Here is a 21,791-nt window from a genome sequence, read left to right as displayed (position 1 = left end):
TCCTCCCATGCCTCCCGGCCGCAACGCCACGCACGGATCCGCAGCCTCCTCAGGCTAGGAATCCGGGTGCGGGGCAACATCGGTAATTCCTACCCAACTTCACCGTCGCGGGCCTTGCCGCCCTGGTGCCCGTGCCACAGTGCAGGTCATGAAGCAGCAGTTCATGGAGCAGTTCATTGAACACAGTGCTGACCTGGAAGCCCTGCTGCCATGACGACCCCCAGCCTGACTGGTGCTGTCCTGGCAGCGTGGGAGGTCGCCGTCGAGCGCCGTGAACGTGCGGGGGTGTGGGCCGGCGCCGCGCCGGCAGAGGGTGACTGGTCAGGGGGTCGGCTTGCCCGGGCGGCGCTCGCGGCGCTCGTTGCCGACCGGGCATCGTTGGAGATCCTGGATGCCGGGGTGGGCGAGGTGGCCGAGCGCTTCGGGCTCAGCTCCACCGAGCAGACTGTGCTGACTCTCGCCTGCCTCCCTGAGGCGCACCCCAGTGCGCACCTGCTCGCGGGCTTGCTCTCGGGTGACGACGGCGCAGCTCGCCCGAGCGTTGCGCTCGCCTGGGAGTCGGCCGGCCTGGGAAGCGCCGAACCGGTGGCCCGCCGGCTGCTGGAGCGGGGCGGCCGACTGCGCCGGTACGCGTTGATCGGTGTGGAGGGTGACGGGGTGCTGCTGAGCCGCAGGCTGGTGGTGCCGGACCGTGTGGTGTCGCACGTGCTGGGGGCGGCCGTGGTGCCGCAGGAGGTGGAACGGGTGTTGGTGCACGCGCCGCCGGTGGACATGGACGGCTCGGGTGAGGTGGCCGACGCGCTTGCCGGGGGTGAGTCGCTGGTCTGGGTGAAGGCGGCACCGGGGGCGGCAGCCGCATCGCTCGCGGTCGGTGCCTGCCGGCGTCTGGGGGTGGCGTGCGTCGTGGCTGATCTGGAGCGGGCGCCGTCGGGGCGTGAGGCAGGTGTGCCCGAACACGAGGGGACGTCGCCGGACCCGGTCCAGGTGCGCCGCACGCTCGCATCCCTGACCCTGGAGGCGGGGCTCGAGGGGGCGGTGCTGGTGCTCCTCGGTGCTCAGCACGCCACAGCTCATCTCGACCTGATCGATCGTGCCGCGGTGCCGGTGGTGGCGGTGGCGTCGATCGCGTGGGAACCGCGATGGGCGCAGCTGTTGCCGTCGACGGTGACGGCTACTCGTCTGAGCAGGGGAGAGCGCGAACAGCTCTGGCGGGACGCCATCGAGGAGGACGTGGTCGGGCCGGACGTGGTGGCCGCCCGGATCATGCCGGAGGAGATCGACCTGGTCGCCGAGCGGGCGCGCGCCGACGCCCGGCGTGAGGGTCGCGCGGTCAGCGGTGAGGACGTGCGGCGCGCGGTGCGGATGCTGGCGGCCGGTCATCACGCGCACTCCGGTGGCACTCCGGCCACCCTGGACGATTTGGTGCTGCCCGATCATGTGCGCGCCGAGGTCGAGCGGCTGATCGGGTGGGCGCGCAACCGCGACGAGGTGCTGGGCCTGGGAGATCTGCAGGGCAAGGGCGGTAAGGGCACCGGCATCTGTGCGCTGTTCTCCGGAAGTCCGGGAACGGGGAAGACTCTCGCCGCGCACGTGCTGGCCGACGCGCTCGGTGCGGACCTCTTCGGAGTGGACCTCTCGAGCGTCGTGGACAAGTACATCGGCGAGACGGAGAAGAACCTGGAGCGGGTGTTCGCGAAGGCGGAGTCGCTCAATGCGGTGCTGTTCTTCGACGAGGCGGACGCGTTGTTCGGGAGCCGGTCCGCAGTGACCGACTCCCGTGACCGTTACGCCAACCAGGAGGTCGCCTACCTGCTGCAGCGGATGGAGGCCTTCGAGGGGATCACGGTGCTGGCCACGAACTTGCGCGGCAACCTCGATCCGGCGTTCGCCCGGCGCCTGCACTTCATGGTGCACTTCCCCGACCCGGACGTGACCACCCGGCGCCGCTTGTGGGAGCAGCACCTGGCGCAGTTGCCGGGAACGGCGCCTGGTGATCCGGTCGATCTGGATCTGCTGGCGGAGTCCCTCGAGATCGCCGGCGGCGACGTGCGCAACATCGTGCTGGCCGCGACCTATGACGCCGTCGCCGAGCGCAGGCAGGTCGGCATGGCGGATCTGCGGCGCGCGGCCGAGCGGGAGATGGCCAAGCTGGGGCGCCGCGTGACGGGCTCGCAGTGGGCTGGATCTCGGTAGTGGCTACTGATGCCATCTGGTGGTGTTCGCAGAAGACTCGTGGCAGTGCGGGCTGACGGCTCGCGCGCGTTGAGGGAGGGTCGATGACGGACCGGGTCATGTCACGTTCGGCGATCACGGCGGCCCCCGGGCCCCAGGCCGAGAAGGCACCGCACGCGGATCCTGCGGCACCCGCGGCGTCTCCTGCGCCGCTGGCGGGTGTCGGCACCAGTGGGCTGGTGGTGGGACGGGCCGATGACGTGGCCGAAGAACTGGCGGACCGACGGGCTGAGAATGCGCTGGCCAGGCTCCGCCGGATCGAGGGGGACGAGGACAGCGAGCGGGAGCGGGCGGGCGCCGATCAGGATCGTCATGGCTCGGGCTGTTCACACCTGCGGCGGTCAGCCACTCCGGTTGCGGTCCCGGGCGCGGCGGTCGGCCCGGCAGGTGGGCCGCTGGGGGAGCAACTGGCGGGGCGGATCGAATCTGCCCGTGGCCGTGGTGCTCCCCTTCAGGGTGCCGAGCGCGCCCGGATGGAGAGTGCGTTCGGGCAGCCGCTCGGCCGGGTGCGCATTCACCGGGGGGCGGAGGCGAATCGGCTGGGCGATGCTCTCTCGGCCGAAGCGTTCACGGTTGGTCAGGATGTCTTTCTCGGTGCCGGCGCTCGTGGCCAGGGTGCGGAGAGCGTGCTCGCGCATGAGATTGCGCACGTGCTCTCTGAGCCGACAGGGTCCGACGGGGCGCCAGTTCGCCGGTTCTTCGGAAAGCTGTTCGGTCGGCCCAAGCCGAAGAAGAAGGGGAGCAAGAAGCAGCAGCCAGGCAACGCCGCCTCATCCTCCCAGCCGCACGGCGCGAGTGACGACGACCCGGCCATCGGCAAGCTCGATGCGTTGATCAAGAAGGTGAAAGACTCTCAGGTACTGGAGATGGGCGAGGATGAGCTCCAGGCCGGGCTCGACCTGTGGCACTCGCGCCGTGCCGCCGGTGAGAAGTCCACCGACAATACGCTCTCCACGGGGGTGGCATCGGGCGGAATGGGCGGTGGCGCCTATACGCGTGGCGCCGTGAGTGCCTCGGACAACATCAACGCCGTCGGGATGACCTACAAGCAATACCAGGCGTTGATGGAGCTCGGCACGTTCCTGGGCGTGCACGGTCAGTTGGAAGGGAGCGCGTACGCCAAGCTCGGGGAGAACGCCCATGTGTTGCTCTCGGGGCGGATCAGTGGGTTCGCTGGGCTCCTTGCTCGTGCGCGAGGTCAGGCGTCGGTGACCATGGTCGGCGGTCGCCCGGTAGGGGTGGACGCGAGCGGCTCGGCCAAGGCTCTCGCCGGCGTGACGGTGAAGGCAGATATTTCCGGCGACATCGCGGCGAACTCCGGTACCGCCGCTCAGGGGGTGGGACTCACACTGGGGGCGAGCGGGGAGGCGATGGCGGGCGCAGACGCCTCGGCGGAGGGTGAGTTCGCCATCGACCCGCTCCGGGGAGCCGTGGCGATCTCCGGCAAGGCGTCGGCTCATGCCGGAGTCAAGGCATCCGGCCAGATCGAGGGCGGGACGTTGCTCTACAACCGCAAGTTCCTGAGCTTCAAGGCCAAGGGCGAAGCCAGTGCAGGGGCGGGCGGCACGGTCGAGGGTGGCTTCTCGATGCGAGGCGGGAAGTTGACGTTCAAGGTCTTTGCCGGAGGCGCTGCGGGACTGGGTGCGGGCGGCGGCGGTGAAGTTGCCGCCGATCTCAAGCCGCTCGGGGTGCTCATCTGGCGGATGGCGAGCAAGGCGCTCTGGCGGGCTCGGGCCAAGACCGATCCGGATGGCGTGCGAGACAAGATCATCAATTATCAAGACGTGCTCGAGCGCGACGCAGAGCCCGAACTGATCAAGTATCGAGACATGAAGGTCGAGCAACTGCGGATGAACCGGGCTACCGACTATGTCAAGATCGAGAAGGCGCAAGCGATCATCGACCGCGCATTCCCGCGTTCGCAGTTGACCAAGATGGCTCCGGATGACGCCCATGTCAGCGCCGTGGATCGCTTCCTCGAAACGATGATTGAGGATGTATTCAAGAACGTCGACGGCCCGGGTCGGCCCAGTGTGGAGGTCAAGGTGTCCAAGGGGAAGATCAAGACGTTGCTGTTCACTCCGCGCACGATCGCCAGTCAGCTCGGCGGCGCGATCGAGGGTAAGCACGCCCACGGTAGTGATGCGGCGAAGCTGAATCCGATGTCGGACGTGGGCAAGTGACGCGCGGCGCTGGGAATCGCCTCAGCCTGATCCGGGTGCAGGACGAGATGCTCGAGATGGGCGTGCTCATCCCCGAAGGCTGGGAGGCGACGTCGGACCCGGCAGCTCGCACCCTGACGGTGGTGGCAGATTCTGAGTTGGCGGAGGGCGACTTCCACCCCTCGATCGTCATCCAGTGCCACGACCCGATCTCCGCAGAACGCTTGATGCGACTCGCCGATTCGTCGTTGGCTGACATCACCACCGACTACCCGGGCTTCAACCTGGCGTGGGCGCGCGACACCGAGGGTGGTCGGGCGCTGCGTGCCTATGACTTCGAGCTGGAAGGAGTGGGGCACCGGGTCCGGCAGGTGCAAGGGCTGGTCCTCGGGGCGCAACTGGTGATCGTCAACTGCACCCGGCTCAGCAGCGGGCCGGATCTCGATGAGAGCTTCGTTGCGGTGATCGAGTCGGTCACCACGGCCTGAACTCTTGCCGGTGACCCGGGCCGGGTGCGATCGTCGCTGATCTCAGCCCGTCTGACTCCTGAGGGTGCCGGCGTTGACGATCTGGATCATGCCGCCGTAGGCGCAGGTGCACATCGCCCCCTGGGTGAGCGCGGGGGTGCCGCCGATGAGGGTCCGGGTGGCTCCGTTCTGCCACGCCGGCGTCGCCATCACGGGGAGGCAGGGGGCCGGGGTGAGCACGCCGAGTGCGGCTGTCGTCGCCGCGGCGACGGCGGGATTGGCCAGCGACGTGCACATCCCGAACGGGGGGATGTTCATGACCGGGATGGTGTCGCGGATGGTCGCGGCCGGCTTGCCCTCGATCAGGACCGTGGGGGCGCTGGTCGCGTTCATGGTCGACGGTGCTGCTCCGAAGGTGCACGTCATCGTGGCGGTGGTGGTGGTCGCGGGCCGTGGCATCGCGGTCCTCTCGATGGTCGGTCAGAGTGGTCGGTGAACAGTGGTCGGTGATCGGTCCGAGCGCGACCGGGTGGCCGGCGCTACCACCCGGTGCCGGCGACCGATTGCGTGAGTTCCTCACCGGTGGTGGTGACGAAGCAGAGCACGCTGCGGTCGTCCTCGGCCTGCCAGCTACGGGCCGAGGGCACCAGATAGGTGAACCACAACTCCGAATCCCGGTAGTCGATGCCGACGTAGTCGGCGAACTCCTCGGCGCAGGCGCCGTCGGCGAAGTCCTTGAGTGCGGCGTCACCGGGGAACGAACTGCCCGCCGCCGAAGTCGTCGACTGACCCGTCGACTCGGGAAACTCGGCCAGGGCGTAGGCCTCCAGGTGGTGCGGTTCCTCGCACGGGACCACCGTGACCTCGGAGATCTCAACCGTGACGTCGTCCGGCGCCAGGGCGCAGTCGCCAGTGCTCAGGTCGAACACGGAGACCGTGTCCGTACTGTCGAACACGCTGCACCCAGCCGCAAGGGTGAGGAGAAGGAGCGCCGAGGGCAGATGCCAGCCACGGCGGGAGCGGGCTCCGGGCATGGCGCACCTCCTCCTCGGCGGCTCGGGCACCGCCGACGCTAGTCAGGTGCACACGTGGTGAGCATCGGTAGTCGCTACTGACATCGTGGTGGGCGTGTTCGCGCGAACCTCTTCTCCGGCCAGGGGAGGAGGACCCATCGGCCGGATCTCGCCGGGTTGCTAGGGTCGTTCGCACTCATTGAGGGAGAGGGAACACGTGAGCGCGAGCGAAGCGGCGGACCGGTCGCCGTCGGCGAGACAGGACTGGCCACGTGCCCTCACCCTGGCCTGCGGGCTGCTGGTGGGTGGACTGCTGGTGGCCGGCTGCTCCCCGGGCGAGGATGAGGATCCGGAGGCCGGGGACGCGGCAGCCATCGGCGCCGATTCCGCGGCGGCGCTGCGCGATGCCGGGTCGTTCCGGTTCGAGCTCACCGCCGCGGAGAACACGACCGAAGGGGCGATCGTCTACGAGGACGGGCAGGTGGCGGCGATCCAGGTTATCCAGCGTGACGGTGAGGATCTCTGGCGCGACTGGTGGGTGAATGGCACCTACTGGACTGCGCGAGGCGAGGGTGCGGCACCAAGCCCGGACACCGTCGAGAATGCAGAGTCCTTCGTGGCTGCCTTCGACTGGGCGCTGCTTCAGGAGGACATCGCTGCCGCGGCGGACTCGGCGCAGTCCGTGGGCACGGACGAGATCGACGGCGTGGACGTGACAGGTGTCGAGATCACCGGGCCGGAGCGGACCGAGACCTGGTGGTTGGATGAAGCGGACCTGCTGCGCAGGTACGAGTTCTCCACTGCCGACGGCTCGGAGGGGGAGGGCCGGCTGTTCGACTTCGGTGCCGACGTCGGGATCGCGGTTCCGCTGACCGGCGACACGATCGGGACGGTCACGGCGGCGGCACTGCAATCCACGGGCACGTTCCGCTTCACCCAGGAGACCGCCGAGGGGACCCAGGAGGGCGCCGTCCGTTATGTCGAGGGCGGGCTGGACGCGCTGGAGGTCACCACCACCGACACCGGCGGAACCATCACCCGCCGCGAGTGGTGGGTGGACGAGGAGTACTGGGTGGCCGAGGGTGGCGGGGAGCCGCAGCGCGTGCAGCCGGATGCGACTGCTCCGATGCCGGACACCTGGGATTGGGCGCACTGGCAGGAGCAACTCGCGGCCGATGCGAGTGCTACTCAAGAGGCCGGGACCGACGAGATCGACGGGGTGGCGGTTGCCGGGTACCAGCTCACCCTGGACGGGCGGACCGAGACGTGGTGGGTCGGTCCCGCTGGCCTGCTGCGCGCGATCGACTACGACTACCCCGACGGCACCTCGGCCCGCGCCGTGCTCACCGACCACGGCGCGGACGTCGAGATCACCGCGCCCGGGAGGTGAGCCAGGTGTTCCCGACCAGCGCTGGAGAATTGATGGCCGACGGTTCCGGTTCGATGATCGCCACTGTCGCACTCTGGGTGTTGATCCCCGCCGTGATCGTGGGACTGATCGTGCTGGTTGTGCGCTATGACAAGAAGCGCCGGGAGCGACGTATACAGTGGGCGGCGGCCCGGGGATGGAGGTATCGCCCGTCGGGTCGGGATCTGCTGGACCGCTGGCAGTGCCCGCCGTTCGGGCACGGTTCGGCTCGCAGCATCACCAGCGTGTTCAGCGGGATCTTCCGCGGTCGCGATGCGGTATCGATGTCCTACAAATACACCGACAGGCCGGGCAACGGCAGCACCCGCCACCTCCATGTGGTTGCCCTGCAGTTGCCGGCACTACTGCCAGCGCTGCAGTTGGTTCCGGATCGCATGGCCGTCGCCGACGCGAAGCCGGCCGAGGGCCAGGGTCTCGACACCGGCGCGTTCGGCGAGGTGTGGCGCGTCGAGGGGGCTGAGGAGCGGTTTGTCGATGACGTGCTCCACCCGCAGATGGTGGAGCGGTTGCTGCAGCCGGATGCGATCGGCCGGTGGATCTCGATCGCGGGGCGGGACATCCTGGTGGCTGCCCGGGAAGGCCAGGATGTTGAGATGATCGACCCCTACCTCACGTTGCTGTGGGAGATCGCCGATCTCATCCCGCGGCACGTGTGGGCGCGCGCGGGATATGACCCGGGGGCGTAAGACGCCGACGGCGTCCTCGACTTCGCCTGATTGATGTCATTCCACCTCGGGGGTATCCCGCCCCCGAGGCCTGAGGTCAGGCGCTCTCGTTCGGCACCGGTGTGGGTTCGCTCGGGCTCGCCGGGGTGTCGTTCCTCCGACGGCGCCGCTTGGCAATGACCAGAAGAAGCACTGCTGGGATGGCGAGCACCGCCAGCCACGGCAGCAACACCCCGACGGTCACTACGAGGACGCTGACGAACGAGACCAGAGCCTGCCAGCCGGTCTGTAGCCCACCGAAGAACCCGTCGGCCGTCACCTCGGGAGCCGGTTCGGTGGTCATCTCCACGTGCAGGGTGGACATCGCCACCTGATCGGCGAGGTGCTCGCGCTGGGACAGCAGCGACTCCAGCTCGGCCTGCCGCTCACTGAGTGCGGACTCGGCCTCGATCAGGTCGGCACTGGTCTCGGCCCCGGCCATGATCTCCTCGAGCCGCGCCGTGGAGGTCTCCAATGCACTGATCCGGGCGTCGAGGTCCACCAGGGTGCGGGTGACATCCTCACTGTCCTGGGAGACCTCGCGCACGTCGCCGAGATCGGTGAGATCGGTGAGCATCCCTTCCAACTCGTCGGCCGGGACGCGCAGCGTCATGCTGGCCGAGGGCAGGCTTCGGTACTCGTCGGTGTCCTCGCCCTGGTGGACCGAGCGGCTCTGCACGTGCCCCCCGACGGCGGAGGTCAGCGTGGCCAGGTCCGTCGCCGCCACCTCGGGATCGTCCACCACGACCGTCGCATGGGCGGTGGTGATGACCTGGCGTTCGCCGGTCTGATCGACGTCGCTGCCGGCGGCATCCCGGTCGGCGACCGAGGCGCCGTCTCCTGCCATCTCCGGCTGCCCGGCCTCACTGCCGGCGCTGTCGTTGGTGCTGGTCCCCGCTGAGCAGGCCGCGAGCAAGGCGAGCGTGGCGGCTGCTATGACCCCATGGATGCGTCTCATGGTCGTGACGCTATGCCGGTGGGCCGGACAGTGGAATGGCTGCGGCCGGATCGAGGCCGAACCGTGGCTGACTCGTTGCGGCATCGTAGCCGGGGAGGTGAAGCAGCAGTACCGGCCACGACAGGAGGCCATGTCGCCCGCCCGCCCCCACCTGGCCGAACGCTGAGTTGGTCGGCGTCCGGCGCCTCGATGCCGACCAACTCAGCGTTCGGCGGTGGGTGAATTGGCGGTGGTGGGTGGGGTGACGGCCGGTGGGGTGACGGACGGCAGGTCAGCGAGCAGCTTCCGGATCGGGCCGAGCGCCGTGGCCACACTGACCCGCCGCGCCACCAGGTCCCGCACGACGGCCCAGACCCGACTGCGGCGGAACATCAGGCGTGCCAGTTGGCGGGAGTTGTCCTGCGCGGCCTCCACCCGGGGGCGCTGGCGAGCTTCGAATGAGGCGAGCAGTGCTGGGAGGGAAGGGCCGCCGTCGTTGCTCTCGTGGTGGAGTAGCAGGCGAGCCAGCACCCAGGCCGACTCCATCGCCATGCCGGCCCCGATTCCTGCAGTGGGCAGGAAGCCGGCGGCGGCGTCGCCCAGCAGCACCGTGCGGCCGGTGGTCCAGCGGGCAGCGCGCACATCGGTGAGCGGCCAGAAGTAGGGGTCGGGATCGGCGAGGATCGCCTCCAGAGCCGCATTCATGCGCGGCCCGGGGGAGGGGACCTGGCGGCGCACCCGTGCCACGAATGCCTCCGGTGCGGCGGCGGTGTCGTCCCGGTTGCCCCCGAGGAAGACGCCGACGGCATCCTTGACGGGGTAGGTGGCGAGGAGGAAGTCGGTGCCCCACAGTTCCTCGCCGAGATCCGTCTGGTCATCGGCGGGAGCCCACACCACCCAGCCGCCCCAGCCCGTGTCCACGTCCGTGATGGGTGTGTCGAGGAGGCGGCGAGTGGTCGAGCCGATTCCGTCGGCGATGATCACGACGGCGAAGCTTGCCTCGGTCACCTGCTCGCCTTGGCGCAGGGTGACTGTGGCGGCGCTGTCGGCGTCTGGCTCGTCCCGTAGCGCGGAGACGGTGGTACCGGTGGTGACCGGGGCGTGATCGGTGGTGAGGATGTCGAGCAGGTCACCGCGGCTGATGCCGCGGTAGTCGCCGTACTGGCTGAGGACCTCGGCGATCGGGTCTGTGCGAAGGATTCTTCCTGTGCGTGAGCGCACGCGGTAGCGGCTGATGGCCACGCTGCGAGAGCGGTAGGCCTCGCGGATGCCAAGGTCGCGGACGGCGGCATCGGCCATCGGCATCAGCGCGAGCATGTAGCCGGGGTGGCGGCCGGCGGATCGCTCGATCAGGACGGGGTGTTGGCCAGCGCGGCGCAGGAGCTGGGCGAGTGTGGTGCCGGCGATGCCGGCCCCGACGATGAGGGTGGGCCGGGAGTCCTGGGCGGCCGCCTCCAGCTGGTCGTGTAGTGGTGTCTCGATGAAGCTCACGGCCGCTCCTTTCGTCGCAGTGGACCGGGTGGTCCAAAGCAGCGACGATAGCATGAAAGTGGACCGGGTGGTCCAACGAGTGAATGTTGCCCGCTTGGCTGATCACGGCCGTGCTCCCGGCCGCTGATGGTCCCGTGGCCGGGCTGACCAGCTGGTCCCCGGTACGCTCCCCGGTATGTCGACTCCGCTGGACCGTCTCGACCCGGAGCGCCGGGCCCTGCTGGTGCGGGCAGCGGCTGACGAGTTCGCGAGTGCCGGTCTCGAGGGTGCGTCGCTGAACCGGATCATCCGGGCGTGCGGGATGAGTAAGAGCAGCTTCTATCACCTGTTCGAGTCGAAGCAGGATCTCGTGTATCGCGTGATCGGCGACCTGACCGCGCAGGTGCGGTCCGGGTTGGACGTTCCCGCGCCTGAGTCCTTTGCCGAGCGCTTCTGGGTAAGCGTCGAGCAGTTCCTGGTTCGGCTCGAGCAGGATCTCGTAGCAGATCACGACGCGCTCGTGCTGGGACGCCTCTTCTATGCTGCGACGCCCGACGGGACGCAGGCTGGTGTGGTGGCCGAGATCTCGGCCTGGGTGGCCCAGGTGCTCCAGATTGGGCGAGAGGTAGGGGCGGTGCGTGCCGACCTCCCGGCCGACCTGCAGCTCGCGCTGGTGGTGGCGGTGCTGCGGACGATGGACGAATGGGCAGTACGGGAGCTGGCGTCCGAAGCGGCAACGGCCGAGTCCGCGCCAGGTGCGGCGCGGGGAGGGGTCGTCGTCGACGCGCTCCGTCGCCTCCTCTGCGCATGACGGCCCGCCCAGCGCTCCCCTGGTGACTCATGTCAAGATGCGCGCGTGGCTGGGGTCGTTGACTCATCAGCGGATGCGCGCGTGGGGTGGGCTTGATGACGGCTCTGGCCTTGCTGGTGGTCAGGGTCAGCAGTTGAGTCTGTGAGGGCCTGGATGTGGCGTTGGATCGCGGCGGGATTGAGGTCGGTGTAGGTGTCGGTCAGGATCGCGTTGTCCTCGATGCTGACCGCTTCGTGGCGTTCGGCGCGTCGGTGCGGCGTGGCCGCTTTGTCGTACTTCTTGATCTTCGCTCCGTCGCGGACCTTCGAGACGCGTTTGTGCTGGGGCAGAAAGTAGTTCGTCATATGGGACTGCAGCGCCAAGATCTGGTTCATTAGAGCCAGTTCAGCGGCTGTGTCGTAGCGGTGGTAGCCGACCACGGTGCGCACGACGGCCCAGTTCTTCTGCTCCACGTGGGCGCCGTCGTTGGAGTTGCCTGGCCGGGACCGGGTGAAGGTGATCTGCCACTCCTGGCACCAGTGGAGCAGGTGGTGGTTGATGAGCTCGGACCCGTTGTCGCTGTCGATGCCGAGGACCGGGAACGGCATGACGAGCGTGATCTCCTCCAGTGCGGTGATGACCCATGTGCGGGCCTTGTTGCGCAATGCTCGGTTCTGGCGTCCACCCGGTGGCGATGTCGGTGACGGTGACGGTGAGGGTGTAGGCGTGCTCTCCCAGGGCGTTGCCGCCCTCGTGGCCGACCAGATCGATCTCGACGAACCCCGGCACGGCGTCGTCCCACTGCGCCCAGGTGCGGATCGGGATCTGGTCCTTGAGCAGCGACCCGGGCTTGGTGTGCGAGTGACCTCTCAGCGTCAGTTCCGCGCGGTCAGCGGTCAGGCGGCGGTCCATCGTGGCCGGTGACATCGCGACCAGCGCGGTCGCGGTCTCGTCGGTGACAGCGAGCTGGTCGAATCGTCGCAGCCGTGGCACCAGTTCGGCCATCATCGCCGCGAGCCGCGAGCCGCGAGCCGCGAGCCGCGAGCCGCGAGCCCGTGGGAGTGCCGAGCACCGCCCAGCAGAACCCCAACGCCACCACCGTGTCCGCGTCATCCTTCGGGGCACGAGCCTTCCGCGCGGGCTTGACGAGCTTCGGCTTCAACGCAGCGGCCAGCGCCTTGCGGGCGTGGTTGCGGTGCCACCCGGTCGTCGCGCACAACTCGTCGAGGATCACACCCCTTGGTCATCTTGTCTGCACGCTTGTACCGCGTCGCGATCGTCTTGGTGACCGCACGTCGTTAGCTCATCGTCAGTCCCATCCTCAGGGGCTACCGGTCAACGAAGTCCCGGCCCGGCAGGTGCGCCCTACGCATTCTCAGATGAGTCAACGAACCCCTCTACGCGCGCACTTAGATGAGTCAACGCGCCCTGTAGACTAAACTGTCTACACGGCGTAGTCTGGAGGTCATGACCGAGACGACGACAGTCCGGATCAGCCGGGGGACTCACGACGAACTCAAGCGGTTGGCCGGGGCTCGACACCAGACCGTGTCCGACACGGTCGCCCATGCCGTCCGGCTGATGCGCCAGGACGAGATTGGTCGCGAGTTGGCCGAACCGCTAACGGAGGACGAGACCGCGTGGCTCGATGCTGACGCCCGGTGATGTCGTCGAGCTAGATCTTGGTACGCCGCTCGGCTCGGAGGCTGGGCTCGTTCGGCCTGCGATCGTCGTGACCGCCGCGAGGATATTGCGTGGGGCTCCGAACGTCGTCCAGGTGGTGCCGCTGACGCGTACTGTCCGGCAGAGCGGCGTCGAGATTGTGATTGAGCCTGACGAGCGCAACGGACTGCGCAGCCAGTGCTCTGCGCAGTGTCAACACATCCGGTCTGTGGCCACGCGTCGTGTGATCGATCGCTGGGGAAACGTGGGCTCACTGGTCCTGCATCAGGTGCGCGGCACGCTGTCGCTGGTGCTGGACACCTGAGCGCTCGACCGGCTGCGCGTGACTCCCACTACTCCAAAGTCGAGTTGGTAGTCGCTATCGATGCGCTGCGGCGGCTGTTGGCCCCCTGACGACCTGCTGCTGATCCGTCCGCGCGTGACCGGGGTGACACGGATGCGCCGGTCCGCGCTCCCGAAGCCGGCCCCGCCGGATGCGCGCCACGGATGCACCCAGGTAGAGGACCAATGAGTGCTTCAGAATCGCCCTCCACGGCCCCATCGCCCCAGGTCAGCGCACTGCGCGATCCCGAAACTCGACGAGGCGAGCACAGTCAGGTCATGTCCGCACGGATGGGAACTGAGCCCGGTTTCGCGGATCAGCGAGCTGCTAATAATGCGCATAATTGCCTTGATGGAGGGAGAGGCGTGTGACCACACTGCTCCGGCATGCAATCGAAGGTCAGGGAGGATCGATGCCGAGGCGCCGCGTGACACAGGCGGACGTTGCCGCGCTGATCGGCGTGAGCCAGGCGACCGTCTCGTTCGTGCTCAGTGGCCGGACCCCCAGCGGAGTGCGGATCAGCGCGGAGACGCGCCAGCGAGTGCTCGACGCGATCCGGATCACCGGGTACTCGGCGAATCCAGTGGCACAGCGGCTCGCTGGCGGGCACAACCAGATTCTGGGCGTCTTCACCTACGAGACGACGTTCCCTAGCGGCGGACGCGACTTCTATGGCCCGTTCCTGATCGGCATTGAGCATGCGGCTGAGCAGATCGGTGTCGATCTCCTGCTATTCACCAGCGCTCGGGTGGTCGAGGGTTCCCGTCGCCTTACCACGAGTGGCTGGCAGCGCCTAGGTATCGCTGATGGCTGCCTATTGCTGGGTCAGCATGAGGAACAAGCGGAACTGCAGCATCTACTGGACACCAACTATCCGTTCGTGTTCGTTGGCCGGCGGGAGAGCGAAGGCGGCCGGCTGCCCTATGTCGGTGCCGACTATCTCTCCGGCACTCGGCGGGCGGTGCTTCGGGCCGCGGATATGGGACATCGGCGGATCGGCTACGTCGGAGCGCGCACCAGCGACCAGCCCACCCGCGACCGGCTAGCGGGCTACCAAGCGGCGGTGGCTGATCGTGGCCTGCATCCGACCTACATCGAGTCCGTTGACACCGCCAGGGTCGTCGCGCAGATCGCCGAGCAGAGCCTGAGTGCGGTGCTGCTCGCCCCTGAGAACGACCCCGACGAGTTGCGGCTTGCGTTGTTGGAGATGCGGATCCGTGTCCCCGAAGACCTATCGGTGTTGTTGTTGGGTCAGCCCCACCACCGGTTGCCTGGGCCGACCCGTTGGTCCGGATTCACCATTCCACGCGAGCAGATGGGATCACGGGCGCTACTGCTGCTTTCCCACCTCGCCGGCACCTTGTATGCAGGCACCTCGAGCCCCGGCAGCCCGGTCCTGGGCGGCGGTCGGGCCGATCCGGACCTGCATCAACTGTTGGAATGCACGGACGTCGCAGGGGAGACGCTAGTCCCGCCCAACGGACGCGGCGGTGCAGGAACGCTGACTCGATCCTCAACAATCCTCGAGCCGAAACGGACACACGCGTGAGTGACCCCGAGTTGAGCACCAACATCGTGGTGGTCCGAGCTGGCCTCAACGGCGCCACCGCTGCGGCTCGCCGTGTTTCCTCCGTCGGGCTGCCGGACAAATGCTCGTGGCTTGGCGGTCAAACCCAGGTCGACCCCGACAGATGCAGACCTACTGTCCTGGGCCACGCTGAGCCCGCGCACCCTGGCGATGGACACCTGGAGCCTCACTCCGAATTCGGCAGATGTCCCATGGGCACTGCGACCGCGGCGGCTAGCCAACCTCATCGCCGCGCACAAGAAGATCGGCAGCACCCACCGTCACCAACAGAAGCCATCGGCTCCAATCGGCGGAGCAGAGCATCGCCGAGGTCTCGGGTCACCTAGCTGCATACTGCCCGGCCGACCCATTGCGCGCGAGATGCGGCACAAAGCACGCATCGTCACGCAGGTCCAGCGCGATCCGATAACGGTACGCAACTGCGCCGGCCGGTGGGCGCTCACCACCACAGAAAACACAGCATCCGATCCAAAGGAGTTGATGCACATCCCGCGCAGACGTTCACGTCAGTCCGCCGAAGATCTATCCCGCACCGGATGGTAGGAGCGAGCGTCGCACTCATCCGGCCATGCGTATCACCGGGAATGCCCCCGCAAATGCGCCTCGCTTTCGCTCATTCTCGAGCGTCCACATCAGACAAAGGAGTCACGATGCCTGGTCCTATCCCGACCACAATCTCCCGCCGTGCCCTCATCGCTAGCGCCGGCGCAGCTTCGATCGCCGCCATTGCTGCCCGTGGATTACACAATGCACCCGCCGCGCACGCCACGTCCGAAGGGAATGTGTTAGCACTCGTCGATCCACTCAGTTCGGAACCTGATCGTTCGGCGTTCGACGATACTGAACATGTCTTCGCGGCATACCTGCCCATAGTCGCACCCATGGCCAACAGCATCCGAGATGAGGAGCCGCACTATGGTTGGATGGAGGACGGTTGGTGGCGTTCGCCCGAACAGCCCTATAATGCTCGCGAGATGGAACAGGTTGCCACGCTGACGTGGTTTCTGACTCATGAGCGTTCGTGGAACCCCTATTTCAATGATCTCAAGCTTCGAAACCGGATCGAAGCGGCCCTGAGCTACTATCTCGCGAGTCAACTGCCAGACGGCTCCTGGTCAGAATACCAATGGGACGTTCCGCACCTTGCACCGACGGGATTCGGTAGCGTGGCACTGACCACCACCTACCGGGACTTGCACGAAGCGGGAGAATTGTCCGACTGGTTGCCGGAGATCGAAGCGGCTGTTCGGGAATCGAGCGCGTGGCTCGTTGACCGCTCACTGCCACACTGGCGCCAGCCCACGCCTTACACTAACCAGGTCGTCGCTGGCCTGGTGGGGGCAAGTATGACAGCGGACCTCTTCCAAGACGCTAACCTGGCGGCTCAAGTCTCGCAGTGTTGGGAAACGCTGCGAGTACATGGAATTTCAGACGCTGGGCACAGCCATGAGCCCATGGCCTACGATTTCGATTACTCATTCATCGTTGCTATGCCCGATCTGGCTGAGGGAGCGCTTTCCGGCTTCACCGAGCCAATTGAAATGGCGCGATCGATGGTGGAGTTCATCACGTACGCCAGCGTCTTGGAACCCGACCGAGCCGGGTTCCTGCATTGGAGTGCCGCATCGGCTCGCATTCCGGCCTTCACGCTGGAGTGGGAGCCCAACGAGGTGCTGGACCGCACATCTCTTGGCAGGGCACTGATTGACGACATTCCGGTGCTGGCGGCCTTCCACCCGACCGATGATGAAATCCTCACAGCTCGCGAAGCATGGAAAGCGAACCCGGGGCCTATTGTGCCATTGCGGAAGAAGGGAACTTCACCTCGTACCTGGATGCACAGCAGCAGGGCTCCGCTCGGAGTCAGCGAATCGGAGCGAGAGGATGCCATCGCAACGTTGCCCTATCTGGCTTCCGATCGTTTCACTGAATATCGCCAAGCGGGAACCATCGATCTGGACTACATGTTCGTGCGGCGTCCCTCCTACTACATCACCACGCTGCTCGGCAGGCGCGCTGGACACAGTGGCCCGTATCAGCGACTACGGATGGGACCAGGTTTGCTGTGGCACCCAGCCATGGGCGCGGTCGTCCATGTGTTGAACAGCAACAACGAGGATGCTTGGGGGCCGTTTCCCGAGGTGTCATCGGTCACCCAGGTCGAGGTGGCCCGCACCTACTACGCCGAGCCGTACCGTGAGGGTGGAAGGGTGCCCGCCGATCAGATCGGGGACCTGGAGGGCGACTTCAGTGCTGCCTATCTCGATCGGACCAACGGTAGTCACGTCGTGTTGTCTTTCTTCGACGACTCATTCGTGCAAGACATTGTGACCGATGATCCGGGCCGAGCGGTCGTTCCGCTTCTCCTTCAGCCAGGCGACCTGGTGACCTTCTCCGACGGAACGGAGGTCACCTACGGAGAATCTGTTGAACTGACGGCGATCACTGGATTCAGGCTGGAACGTGGTGTCGGAGTACTGTCCGTCGATTTCGAGCGCGCCAGCACGATCACGTTTGATACCACCGACCGGGTCAGAATGTCTGATTCGCGCCGTCAACACCTGGTACGGGTCGAGCATGAGGGATCGCTTCGGACCACCTATGCCTTCGAGGGCCCAGCCGAGACACCGACGCAGGCCCCAGCGTCCGGCGTGCTCAGTTCGGACAACGGCCACCACGGCACGGACGACGGCAACTATGACGTGACGATGAATCTGTGGTGGGGAGTCAATGCCCACGCGATGCGTCTGTTTGAGAACGGTCAACTCATCGCGCACCGAAATCTCGTGGCGCGTTCGCCTCAGGCACAGTCGATCAGCGTGCCGATTCGGGGTCGTCACAACGGCGACTACCACTACACTGCCGAGCTCATCAATGCAGCCGGAACCGTTCAGACGGGGGACGTCACTGTGCAGGTTCGGCACGCCGACCCGGGTGTGCCGGTGCTCTCACACGACAACCATTCAGGTGCAGCCGACTTCACGCTCACCACCAATATGTGGTGGGGTACCAACGCTGATCGGTACCGGCTGTACGAGAACGACAACCTCATCGATGAAAGGGCGCTGGAGAACGATACCCCGCGGCCGCAGGCGGTGAGCACCGAGATCAATGGCCGCGAGTCCGGAACCTACCGCTATCGCTCTGAACTCCTGAATGCTTCCGGAGTCACCGGTTCCGAAGAGACTCGGGTACTGGTGAACTGAACGACTGCTGGCCTGAGTCCAACCATGAGGGCGAGCCGTGCTCATCACGCCGGAGGCGAGAACGCGGTTCGATCGTGCCAGAGGTAGTCGAGATTGCGGACTACGTTTCCACCACGAATTATTGATCGGCAACCGATGGCAGCAGATGGCCGTAGCGGCCTCTGTGCGGTTGTCCAGAAGTGCCGAACAATTCGGCGCTTTCAACGACGAGAGGATACGACCATGAATATTAGTCGTCGTCACATTTTGACCATTGGCACCGCAGGAGTTGCAGGTGCCGTGATTGCGGGATGTTCGCGAGGAGGCGGGTCCGGCGATTCAGGCGACTCCGATGCATCCGGAACGCTACAGTTCACCTGGTGGGGCAACGAGGTGCGCAATGAGAACACCACCGACGCACTCGATGCGTACATGGAAGAGAACTCCGACGTCTCCATTGAGCCGCAGCCGGGTGAGTGGGCCAGCTACTGGGACCGCCTTGCCACCCAGACGGCGGGTGGCACCGCGCCCGACATCATTCAGATGGATATGGCCTTCATCAGTGAGTACGGCCAGCGCGGTGCGCTTCTGGATCTTTCGGAGCACGGCGCGGACACCTCGAAGTTCATCGACGGCAGCGTCGAGTCCGGGGAGATCGAGGGCGCGTTGTACGGCATCAGCGCCGGGATCAATACCCCGGTTGTGTGTGTCAATCCTGACGCCTTTGCGGCCGCCGGGGTGGACCTCCCCGATGATATGAGCTGGACCTGGGAAGACTGGCTGGAGATCGCCACCGAGATCTCGGCCTCCGGACAAGCGGTCGGAACATCGGCGTTTCTCAGCAGCCCTGCACTGTTCAGCGCTTGGTTGCGCCAGCAGGGCAAGGAGGCGTTCCTCGAAGGTAGCCGGCTGGGTTTCGAGGTCGATGACGTGCGCGGGTGGTTTGAGCTGCACCAGCGATTCGCCGATGCCGACGCGATCGCGTCCCCCTCGCAAATCACTGAGGATGCCACCAAGCCGCTCAATGAGAGCGACTTCGTTGTGGGTAACACCGCGATGGCGAGTTTCTGGTCTAACCAACTCGAAGCATTGGAGGCAGCCTCCGGCAGGGAGCTCACGCTGCTCCGGTTCCCGAGCATCGATGGCGACGCCACTACTCGCAAAGCCTGGTACAAGGCATCGATGCTCTGGTCGGCATCGGCAACGACGGAGGATCCCGAGGGCGCAGTTGCACTCATCAACTGGTGGGTGAACAGCACGACCGCAGCCGAGATCGAGTTGGCCGAGCGTGGCGTTCCGCCGAACGGCGAGGTTGCTGATGCGATTCGGGACCAGCTCTCGGATGGGCAGCAGCGAGTGTCTGCGTTCATCGACGAGATCCAGCCCGAGATTGCTGAGACAGAGATCGCCCCGCCCCCGGGTGGTGGACAACTCCCGACGCTACTTGAACGGCACGGCATGGAGATGCTGTTCGGGGACTCCTCCTCAGCCGATGCAGCGCAAGGGTTCCACGACGAACTCGCCGCGGGCATGTAGCCGAGGATGAGTGCCGATCCTGAACCGTGACCCGGCCGAGGTTTGTTGGCTCTTCTGGATTCAGAGTGCGTCGATGCGGGCTGTGAGTTGGCCGGAGTGAAGCAGGCAGTGCAGGACGTCGTGGGTGAAGGAGCGGAACCCGAGGGCGATGCCGCGCGTGTGCACACGAGGCGCCCGTTGCCGGGTGAGGCGGGCGATGACCGGGCGCGGGGCTTCGCTGAGGCGACGGACGCCGTCGGGGTCCATGCCTGGGTGCGCACCACCCGGGGTGAGCATCCTGCGGAGGACTGGGCCGCCGTCGGGAACGCTACCGCTGTGGTGGTGGAGGGCCCGGTGAGGGCCGTGGCGCTGCGGGAGTGGGCGGCCAGCCAGGGCATCAGCCTCATCGCTCTCGGCGATGCCCCTGGCGCCGACGGCATCACCCGGCTCGTGCCACCGCGAACTGAGCTCGGCCGGCAGTGCGTGCGCGTACTCACCGACCTCATTGACGACTCCCTGACCGAGACCCGTTCGCTCATCGCCTGCGCCACGGTGAGCGGAACTACGCTGACGGCGCCCGAGGAGAATTCGTGACCCTGCAGACAGATGTCCTGGTGGTTGGCGGTGGGATGGGTGGTGTGGCTGCTGCCCTGGCTGCCGCGCGAGCCGGCCGCCGTGTGGTGTTGACCGAGGAGTACCCCTGGCTCGGCGGCCAGTTGACCAGCCAGGCCGTACCCGCCGACGAGCACACCTGGGTGGAGGAGTTCGGCGTCACTGCCTCCTACCGCCGGCTGCGTGAGGGGATCCGCGACTACTACCGCGACCACTACCCCCTCACCGAGGCCGCCAAGGCCAAGAAGGACCTCAACCCCGGCGCCGGCATGGTCAGCCGCATCTGCGCCGAACCGCGCGTGGCCGCCGCCGTGATCGAGAGCATGCTCGCCCCGTTCCGCTCTTCGGGGGCGATCCGGGTGCTGGAGCGCACCCGCCCGGTGAGCGCCGACGTCGAAGGGGATGTGGTCCGGTCCATCACCGTGGCCGGGGTGGACTCGGGCGAGCGCACCACGATCGAGGCCGATTATGTGCTCGATGCCACCGAGCTCGGCGACCTGCTGCCGCTGACCGGGACCGAGTACGTGACCGGTTTTGAGGCCCGGTCCGCCTACGGTGAGCCGAGTGCGCCGGCGCAGGCGCAGCCACACAACCAGCAGGCCATCAGCTGGTGCTTCGTGATCGAGCACGTCAAGGGCGACCACACCATCGAGCGCCCGGCCGACTACGACCACTGGCGCTCCTACGAGCCGGAGTACTGGGGTGCGCCGATGCTCTCGCTGACCGCGCCGGACCCGCGGACGTTGGCCACCATGTCCAGGACATTCACCCCGGACATCAACGACGACCCGCTGAACCAGACCGCCGACCAGCGCCAGGCGGCCGGGGACAAGGAGCTGTGGACCTTCCGGCGCATCATCGCCCGGGACCTGTTCGAGCCCGGGGTGTACGAGAGCGACCAGGTGCTCGTGAACTGGCCGATGATCGACTACCTGGACTCGCCCGTGGTGGATGTGCCGGACGTGGAGCACCACCTCGCCCAGGCCAAGCGCTTCGCGCTGAGCATGTTCTACTGGCTGCAGACCGAGGCCCCGCGCCCCGACGGCGGCACAGGCTGGCCGGGGTTGCGTCTGGTCCCGCAGGCCACCGGTACTGAGGACGGCTTCGCCCAGGCGCCCTACATCCGCGAGTCGCGCCGCATCAAGGCGCTGCGGACCGTGATCGAGCAGGACCTGTCCGTGGACGTGCGAGGGCATGCCCGACCGGCGACCTTCGCCGACTCGGTGGGTGTAGGGATGTACCGCATCGATCTGCACCCCTCGACCGGTGGCGACAACTACATCGACGTCGCGAGCGCACCCTTCGAGATCCCGCTCGGCACGCTCGTCCCGCAGCGGATGAGCAACCTGCTGGCCGCCGGTAAGAACGTCGGCACCACCCACATCACCAACGGCGCATTCCGGCTGCACCCGGTGGAGTGGAACATCGGCGAATCCGCCGGCGCGCTCGCCGCCTGGTGCCTGGCGCGCGGGACCACACCGCACAAGGTGGCCGAAGGTGAAGGGCTCGCAGAGTTCCAGACCGCCCTCGAAGCCGACGGAGTGGAACTGCACTGGCCCGACGGGGTCGAAGGGTACTGACACCAGGCTCACCCCGAGCGCGACCGCTGACTTCCTCGGCGTCCACGGCGGCGGATTCATATGGTCAGTGCAACAGAAGTGACCGTGTGAGGGTGGGTGGTT

20 protein-coding genes are annotated in these 21,791 nt (G+C 66.8%); 15 read left to right on the top strand and 5 right to left on the bottom strand.

What is annotated here, in order from left to right:
• Window positions 1-210: 210 nt before the first annotated feature.
• The 3 genes from FV560_RS00090 (at window position 211) to FV560_RS00080 (ending at window position 4,882) form a co-directional block, all read left to right on the top strand.
• Window positions 211-2,193, top strand: coding sequence for an ATP-binding protein (locus FV560_RS00090; RefSeq protein ID WP_159618038.1), 1,983 nt, complete (start codon window positions 211-213; stop codon window positions 2,191-2,193).
• Between the two features lie 83 nt (window positions 2,194-2,276).
• On the top strand, window positions 2,277-4,415 hold the full coding sequence (locus FV560_RS00085) for an eCIS core domain-containing protein (protein ID WP_159618036.1): 2,139 nt from the start codon (window positions 2,277-2,279) through the stop codon (window positions 4,413-4,415).
• On the top strand, window positions 4,412-4,882 hold the full coding sequence (locus FV560_RS00080) for a hypothetical protein (protein WP_159618034.1): 471 nt from the start codon (window positions 4,412-4,414) through the stop codon (window positions 4,880-4,882). The genes FV560_RS00085 and FV560_RS00080 overlap by 4 nt, the downstream gene beginning before the upstream one ends.
• A 42-nt stretch (window positions 4,883-4,924) precedes the next feature.
• On the opposite strand, the gene FV560_RS00075 is transcribed toward FV560_RS00080, so the two are convergent.
• On the bottom strand, window positions 4,925-5,254 hold the full coding sequence (locus FV560_RS00075; protein WP_235019892.1) for a DUF4280 domain-containing protein: 330 nt from the start codon (window positions 5,252-5,254) through the stop codon (window positions 4,925-4,927).
• On the opposite strand from FV560_RS00075, the gene FV560_RS20205 reads away from it, so the two are divergent.
• Complete coding sequence (locus FV560_RS20205; RefSeq protein WP_235019905.1) at window positions 5,178-5,357, top strand: hypothetical protein; 180 nt, start codon at window positions 5,178-5,180, stop codon at window positions 5,355-5,357. The two genes, FV560_RS00075 and FV560_RS20205, sit on opposite strands and share 77 nt — an antisense overlap.
• Window positions 5,358-5,400: 43 nt before the next feature.
• Here the strand turns inward: FV560_RS20205 and FV560_RS00070 are convergent, their stop codons facing one another.
• Window positions 5,401-5,895, bottom strand: coding sequence for a septum formation family protein (locus FV560_RS00070; RefSeq protein WP_159618030.1), 495 nt, complete (start codon window positions 5,893-5,895; stop codon window positions 5,401-5,403).
• 196 nt (window positions 5,896-6,091) lie between these two features.
• Between FV560_RS00070 and FV560_RS00065 the strand changes: the two genes are divergently transcribed.
• Both FV560_RS00065 and FV560_RS00060 read left to right on the top strand, forming a co-directional pair.
• Window positions 6,092-7,264, top strand: coding sequence for a hypothetical protein (locus FV560_RS00065; protein WP_159618028.1), 1,173 nt, complete (start codon window positions 6,092-6,094; stop codon window positions 7,262-7,264).
• A 5-nt stretch (window positions 7,265-7,269) separates the two neighbouring features.
• Entirely contained in the window at window positions 7,270-7,989 is a 720-nt protein-coding gene (locus tag FV560_RS00060) for a type III secretion system chaperone family protein (RefSeq protein ID WP_159618026.1), read from the top strand.
• A gap of 76 nt (window positions 7,990-8,065) precedes the next feature.
• Here FV560_RS00060 and FV560_RS00055 read toward each other — a convergent pair whose 3' ends face one another.
• Window positions 8,066-8,965 (bottom strand): DUF4349 domain-containing protein, encoded by a 900-nt coding sequence (locus FV560_RS00055; protein ID WP_159618025.1) that lies wholly within the window; start codon window positions 8,963-8,965, stop codon window positions 8,066-8,068.
• A gap of 201 nt (window positions 8,966-9,166) precedes the next feature.
• Window positions 9,167-10,435 carry an FAD-dependent oxidoreductase gene (locus FV560_RS00050; RefSeq protein WP_235019835.1) on the bottom strand — a complete coding sequence of 423 codons (1,269 nt, stop codon included), beginning with the start codon at window positions 10,433-10,435 and terminating at the stop codon, window positions 9,167-9,169.
• 175 nt (window positions 10,436-10,610) lie between these two features.
• Here FV560_RS00050 and FV560_RS00045 point away from each other — a divergent pair, with 175 nt between their 5' ends.
• The gene (locus FV560_RS00045) at window positions 10,611-11,225 is read left to right on the top strand and encodes a TetR/AcrR family transcriptional regulator (protein ID WP_159618021.1); all 615 of its coding nucleotides are present in this window, start codon (window positions 10,611-10,613) and stop codon (window positions 11,223-11,225) included.
• Window positions 11,226-11,257: 32 nt separating this feature from the next.
• Here the strand turns inward: FV560_RS00045 and FV560_RS20000 are convergent, their stop codons facing one another.
• Window positions 11,258-11,812 carry a hypothetical protein gene (locus FV560_RS20000; RefSeq protein ID WP_200837456.1) on the bottom strand — a complete coding sequence of 185 codons (555 nt, stop codon included), beginning with the start codon at window positions 11,810-11,812 and terminating at the stop codon, window positions 11,258-11,260.
• Between FV560_RS20000 and FV560_RS19995 the strand changes: the two genes are divergently transcribed.
• The 8 genes from FV560_RS19995 (at window position 11,811) to FV560_RS00005 (ending at window position 21,689) form a co-directional block, all read left to right on the top strand.
• Complete coding sequence (locus FV560_RS19995) at window positions 11,811-12,128, top strand: hypothetical protein (RefSeq protein ID WP_200837455.1); 318 nt, start codon at window positions 11,811-11,813, stop codon at window positions 12,126-12,128. The genes FV560_RS20000 and FV560_RS19995 overlap by 2 nt on opposite strands.
• 543 nt (window positions 12,129-12,671) lie before the next feature.
• Entirely contained in the window at window positions 12,672-12,869 is a 198-nt protein-coding gene (locus tag FV560_RS00035; RefSeq protein WP_159618019.1) for a hypothetical protein, read from the top strand.
• Window positions 12,853-13,191 carry a type II toxin-antitoxin system PemK/MazF family toxin gene (locus FV560_RS00030; protein ID WP_159618017.1) on the top strand — a complete coding sequence of 113 codons (339 nt, stop codon included), beginning with the start codon at window positions 12,853-12,855 and terminating at the stop codon, window positions 13,189-13,191. Before FV560_RS00035 ends, FV560_RS00030 begins: the two co-directional genes overlap by 17 nt.
• A 430-nt stretch (window positions 13,192-13,621) precedes the next feature.
• A complete protein-coding gene (locus FV560_RS00025) occupies window positions 13,622-14,758 on the top strand; it encodes a LacI family DNA-binding transcriptional regulator (protein WP_159618015.1) in 1,137 nt (378 codons plus the stop codon).
• Between the two features lie 689 nt (window positions 14,759-15,447).
• A complete protein-coding gene (locus tag FV560_RS00020) occupies window positions 15,448-18,003 on the top strand; it encodes a hypothetical protein (RefSeq protein ID WP_159618013.1) in 2,556 nt (851 codons plus the stop codon).
• 135 nt (window positions 18,004-18,138) lie between these two features.
• Window positions 18,139-19,518, top strand: a complete 1,380-nt coding sequence (locus FV560_RS00015; protein WP_159618011.1) for an ABC transporter substrate-binding protein — start codon at window positions 18,139-18,141, stop codon at window positions 19,516-19,518.
• A 96-nt stretch (window positions 19,519-19,614) separates the two neighbouring features.
• The gene (locus tag FV560_RS00010) at window positions 19,615-20,091 is read left to right on the top strand and encodes a type 1 periplasmic-binding domain-containing protein (RefSeq protein WP_159618009.1); all 477 of its coding nucleotides are present in this window, start codon (window positions 19,615-19,617) and stop codon (window positions 20,089-20,091) included.
• Complete coding sequence (locus FV560_RS00005; RefSeq protein WP_200837454.1) at window positions 20,088-21,689, top strand: FAD-dependent oxidoreductase; 1,602 nt, start codon at window positions 20,088-20,090, stop codon at window positions 21,687-21,689. The genes FV560_RS00010 and FV560_RS00005 overlap by 4 nt, the downstream gene beginning before the upstream one ends.
• Window positions 21,690-21,791: the final 102 nt, after the last annotated feature.

Source organism: Ruania rhizosphaerae (genome assembly GCF_009805705.1).
GTDB classification, from domain to species: Bacteria; Actinomycetota; Actinomycetes; order Actinomycetales; family Beutenbergiaceae; genus Ruania; species Ruania rhizosphaerae.
Note: the sequence above shows the minus strand (reverse complement) of the source record. Positions and strands in the feature narration are given on the sequence as shown.

Coding starts and splice junctions, on each gene's coding strand:
- FV560_RS00090 (WP_159618038.1), top strand. CDS start 211: ATGACGACCCCCAGCCTGACTGGTGCTGTCCTGGCAGCGTGGGAGGTC.
- FV560_RS00085 (WP_159618036.1), top strand. CDS start 2,277: ATGACGGACCGGGTCATGTCACGTTCGGCGATCACGGCGGCCCCCGGG.
- FV560_RS20205 (WP_235019905.1), top strand. CDS start 5,178: ATGACCGGGATGGTGTCGCGGATGGTCGCGGCCGGCTTGCCCTCGATC.
- FV560_RS00075 (WP_235019892.1), bottom strand. CDS start 5,254: ATGAACGCGACCAGCGCCCCCACGGTCCTGATCGAGGGCAAGCCGGCC.
- FV560_RS00070 (WP_159618030.1), bottom strand. CDS start 5,895: ATGCCCGGAGCCCGCTCCCGCCGTGGCTGGCATCTGCCCTCGGCGCTC.
- FV560_RS00055 (WP_159618025.1), bottom strand. CDS start 8,965: ATGAGACGCATCCATGGGGTCATAGCAGCCGCCACGCTCGCCTTGCTC.
- FV560_RS00045 (WP_159618021.1), top strand. CDS start 10,611: ATGTCGACTCCGCTGGACCGTCTCGACCCGGAGCGCCGGGCCCTGCTG.
- FV560_RS19995 (WP_200837455.1), top strand. CDS start 11,811: ATGACGAGCGTGATCTCCTCCAGTGCGGTGATGACCCATGTGCGGGCC.
- FV560_RS20000 (WP_200837456.1), bottom strand. CDS start 11,812: ATGCCGTTCCCGGTCCTCGGCATCGACAGCGACAACGGGTCCGAGCTC.
- FV560_RS00035 (WP_159618019.1), top strand. CDS start 12,672: ATGACCGAGACGACGACAGTCCGGATCAGCCGGGGGACTCACGACGAA.
- FV560_RS00030 (WP_159618017.1), top strand. CDS start 12,853: ATGCTGACGCCCGGTGATGTCGTCGAGCTAGATCTTGGTACGCCGCTC.
- FV560_RS00025 (WP_159618015.1), top strand. CDS start 13,622: ATGCCGAGGCGCCGCGTGACACAGGCGGACGTTGCCGCGCTGATCGGC.
- FV560_RS00020 (WP_159618013.1), top strand. CDS start 15,448: ATGCCTGGTCCTATCCCGACCACAATCTCCCGCCGTGCCCTCATCGCT.
- FV560_RS00015 (WP_159618011.1), top strand. CDS start 18,139: ATGGCAGCAGATGGCCGTAGCGGCCTCTGTGCGGTTGTCCAGAAGTGC.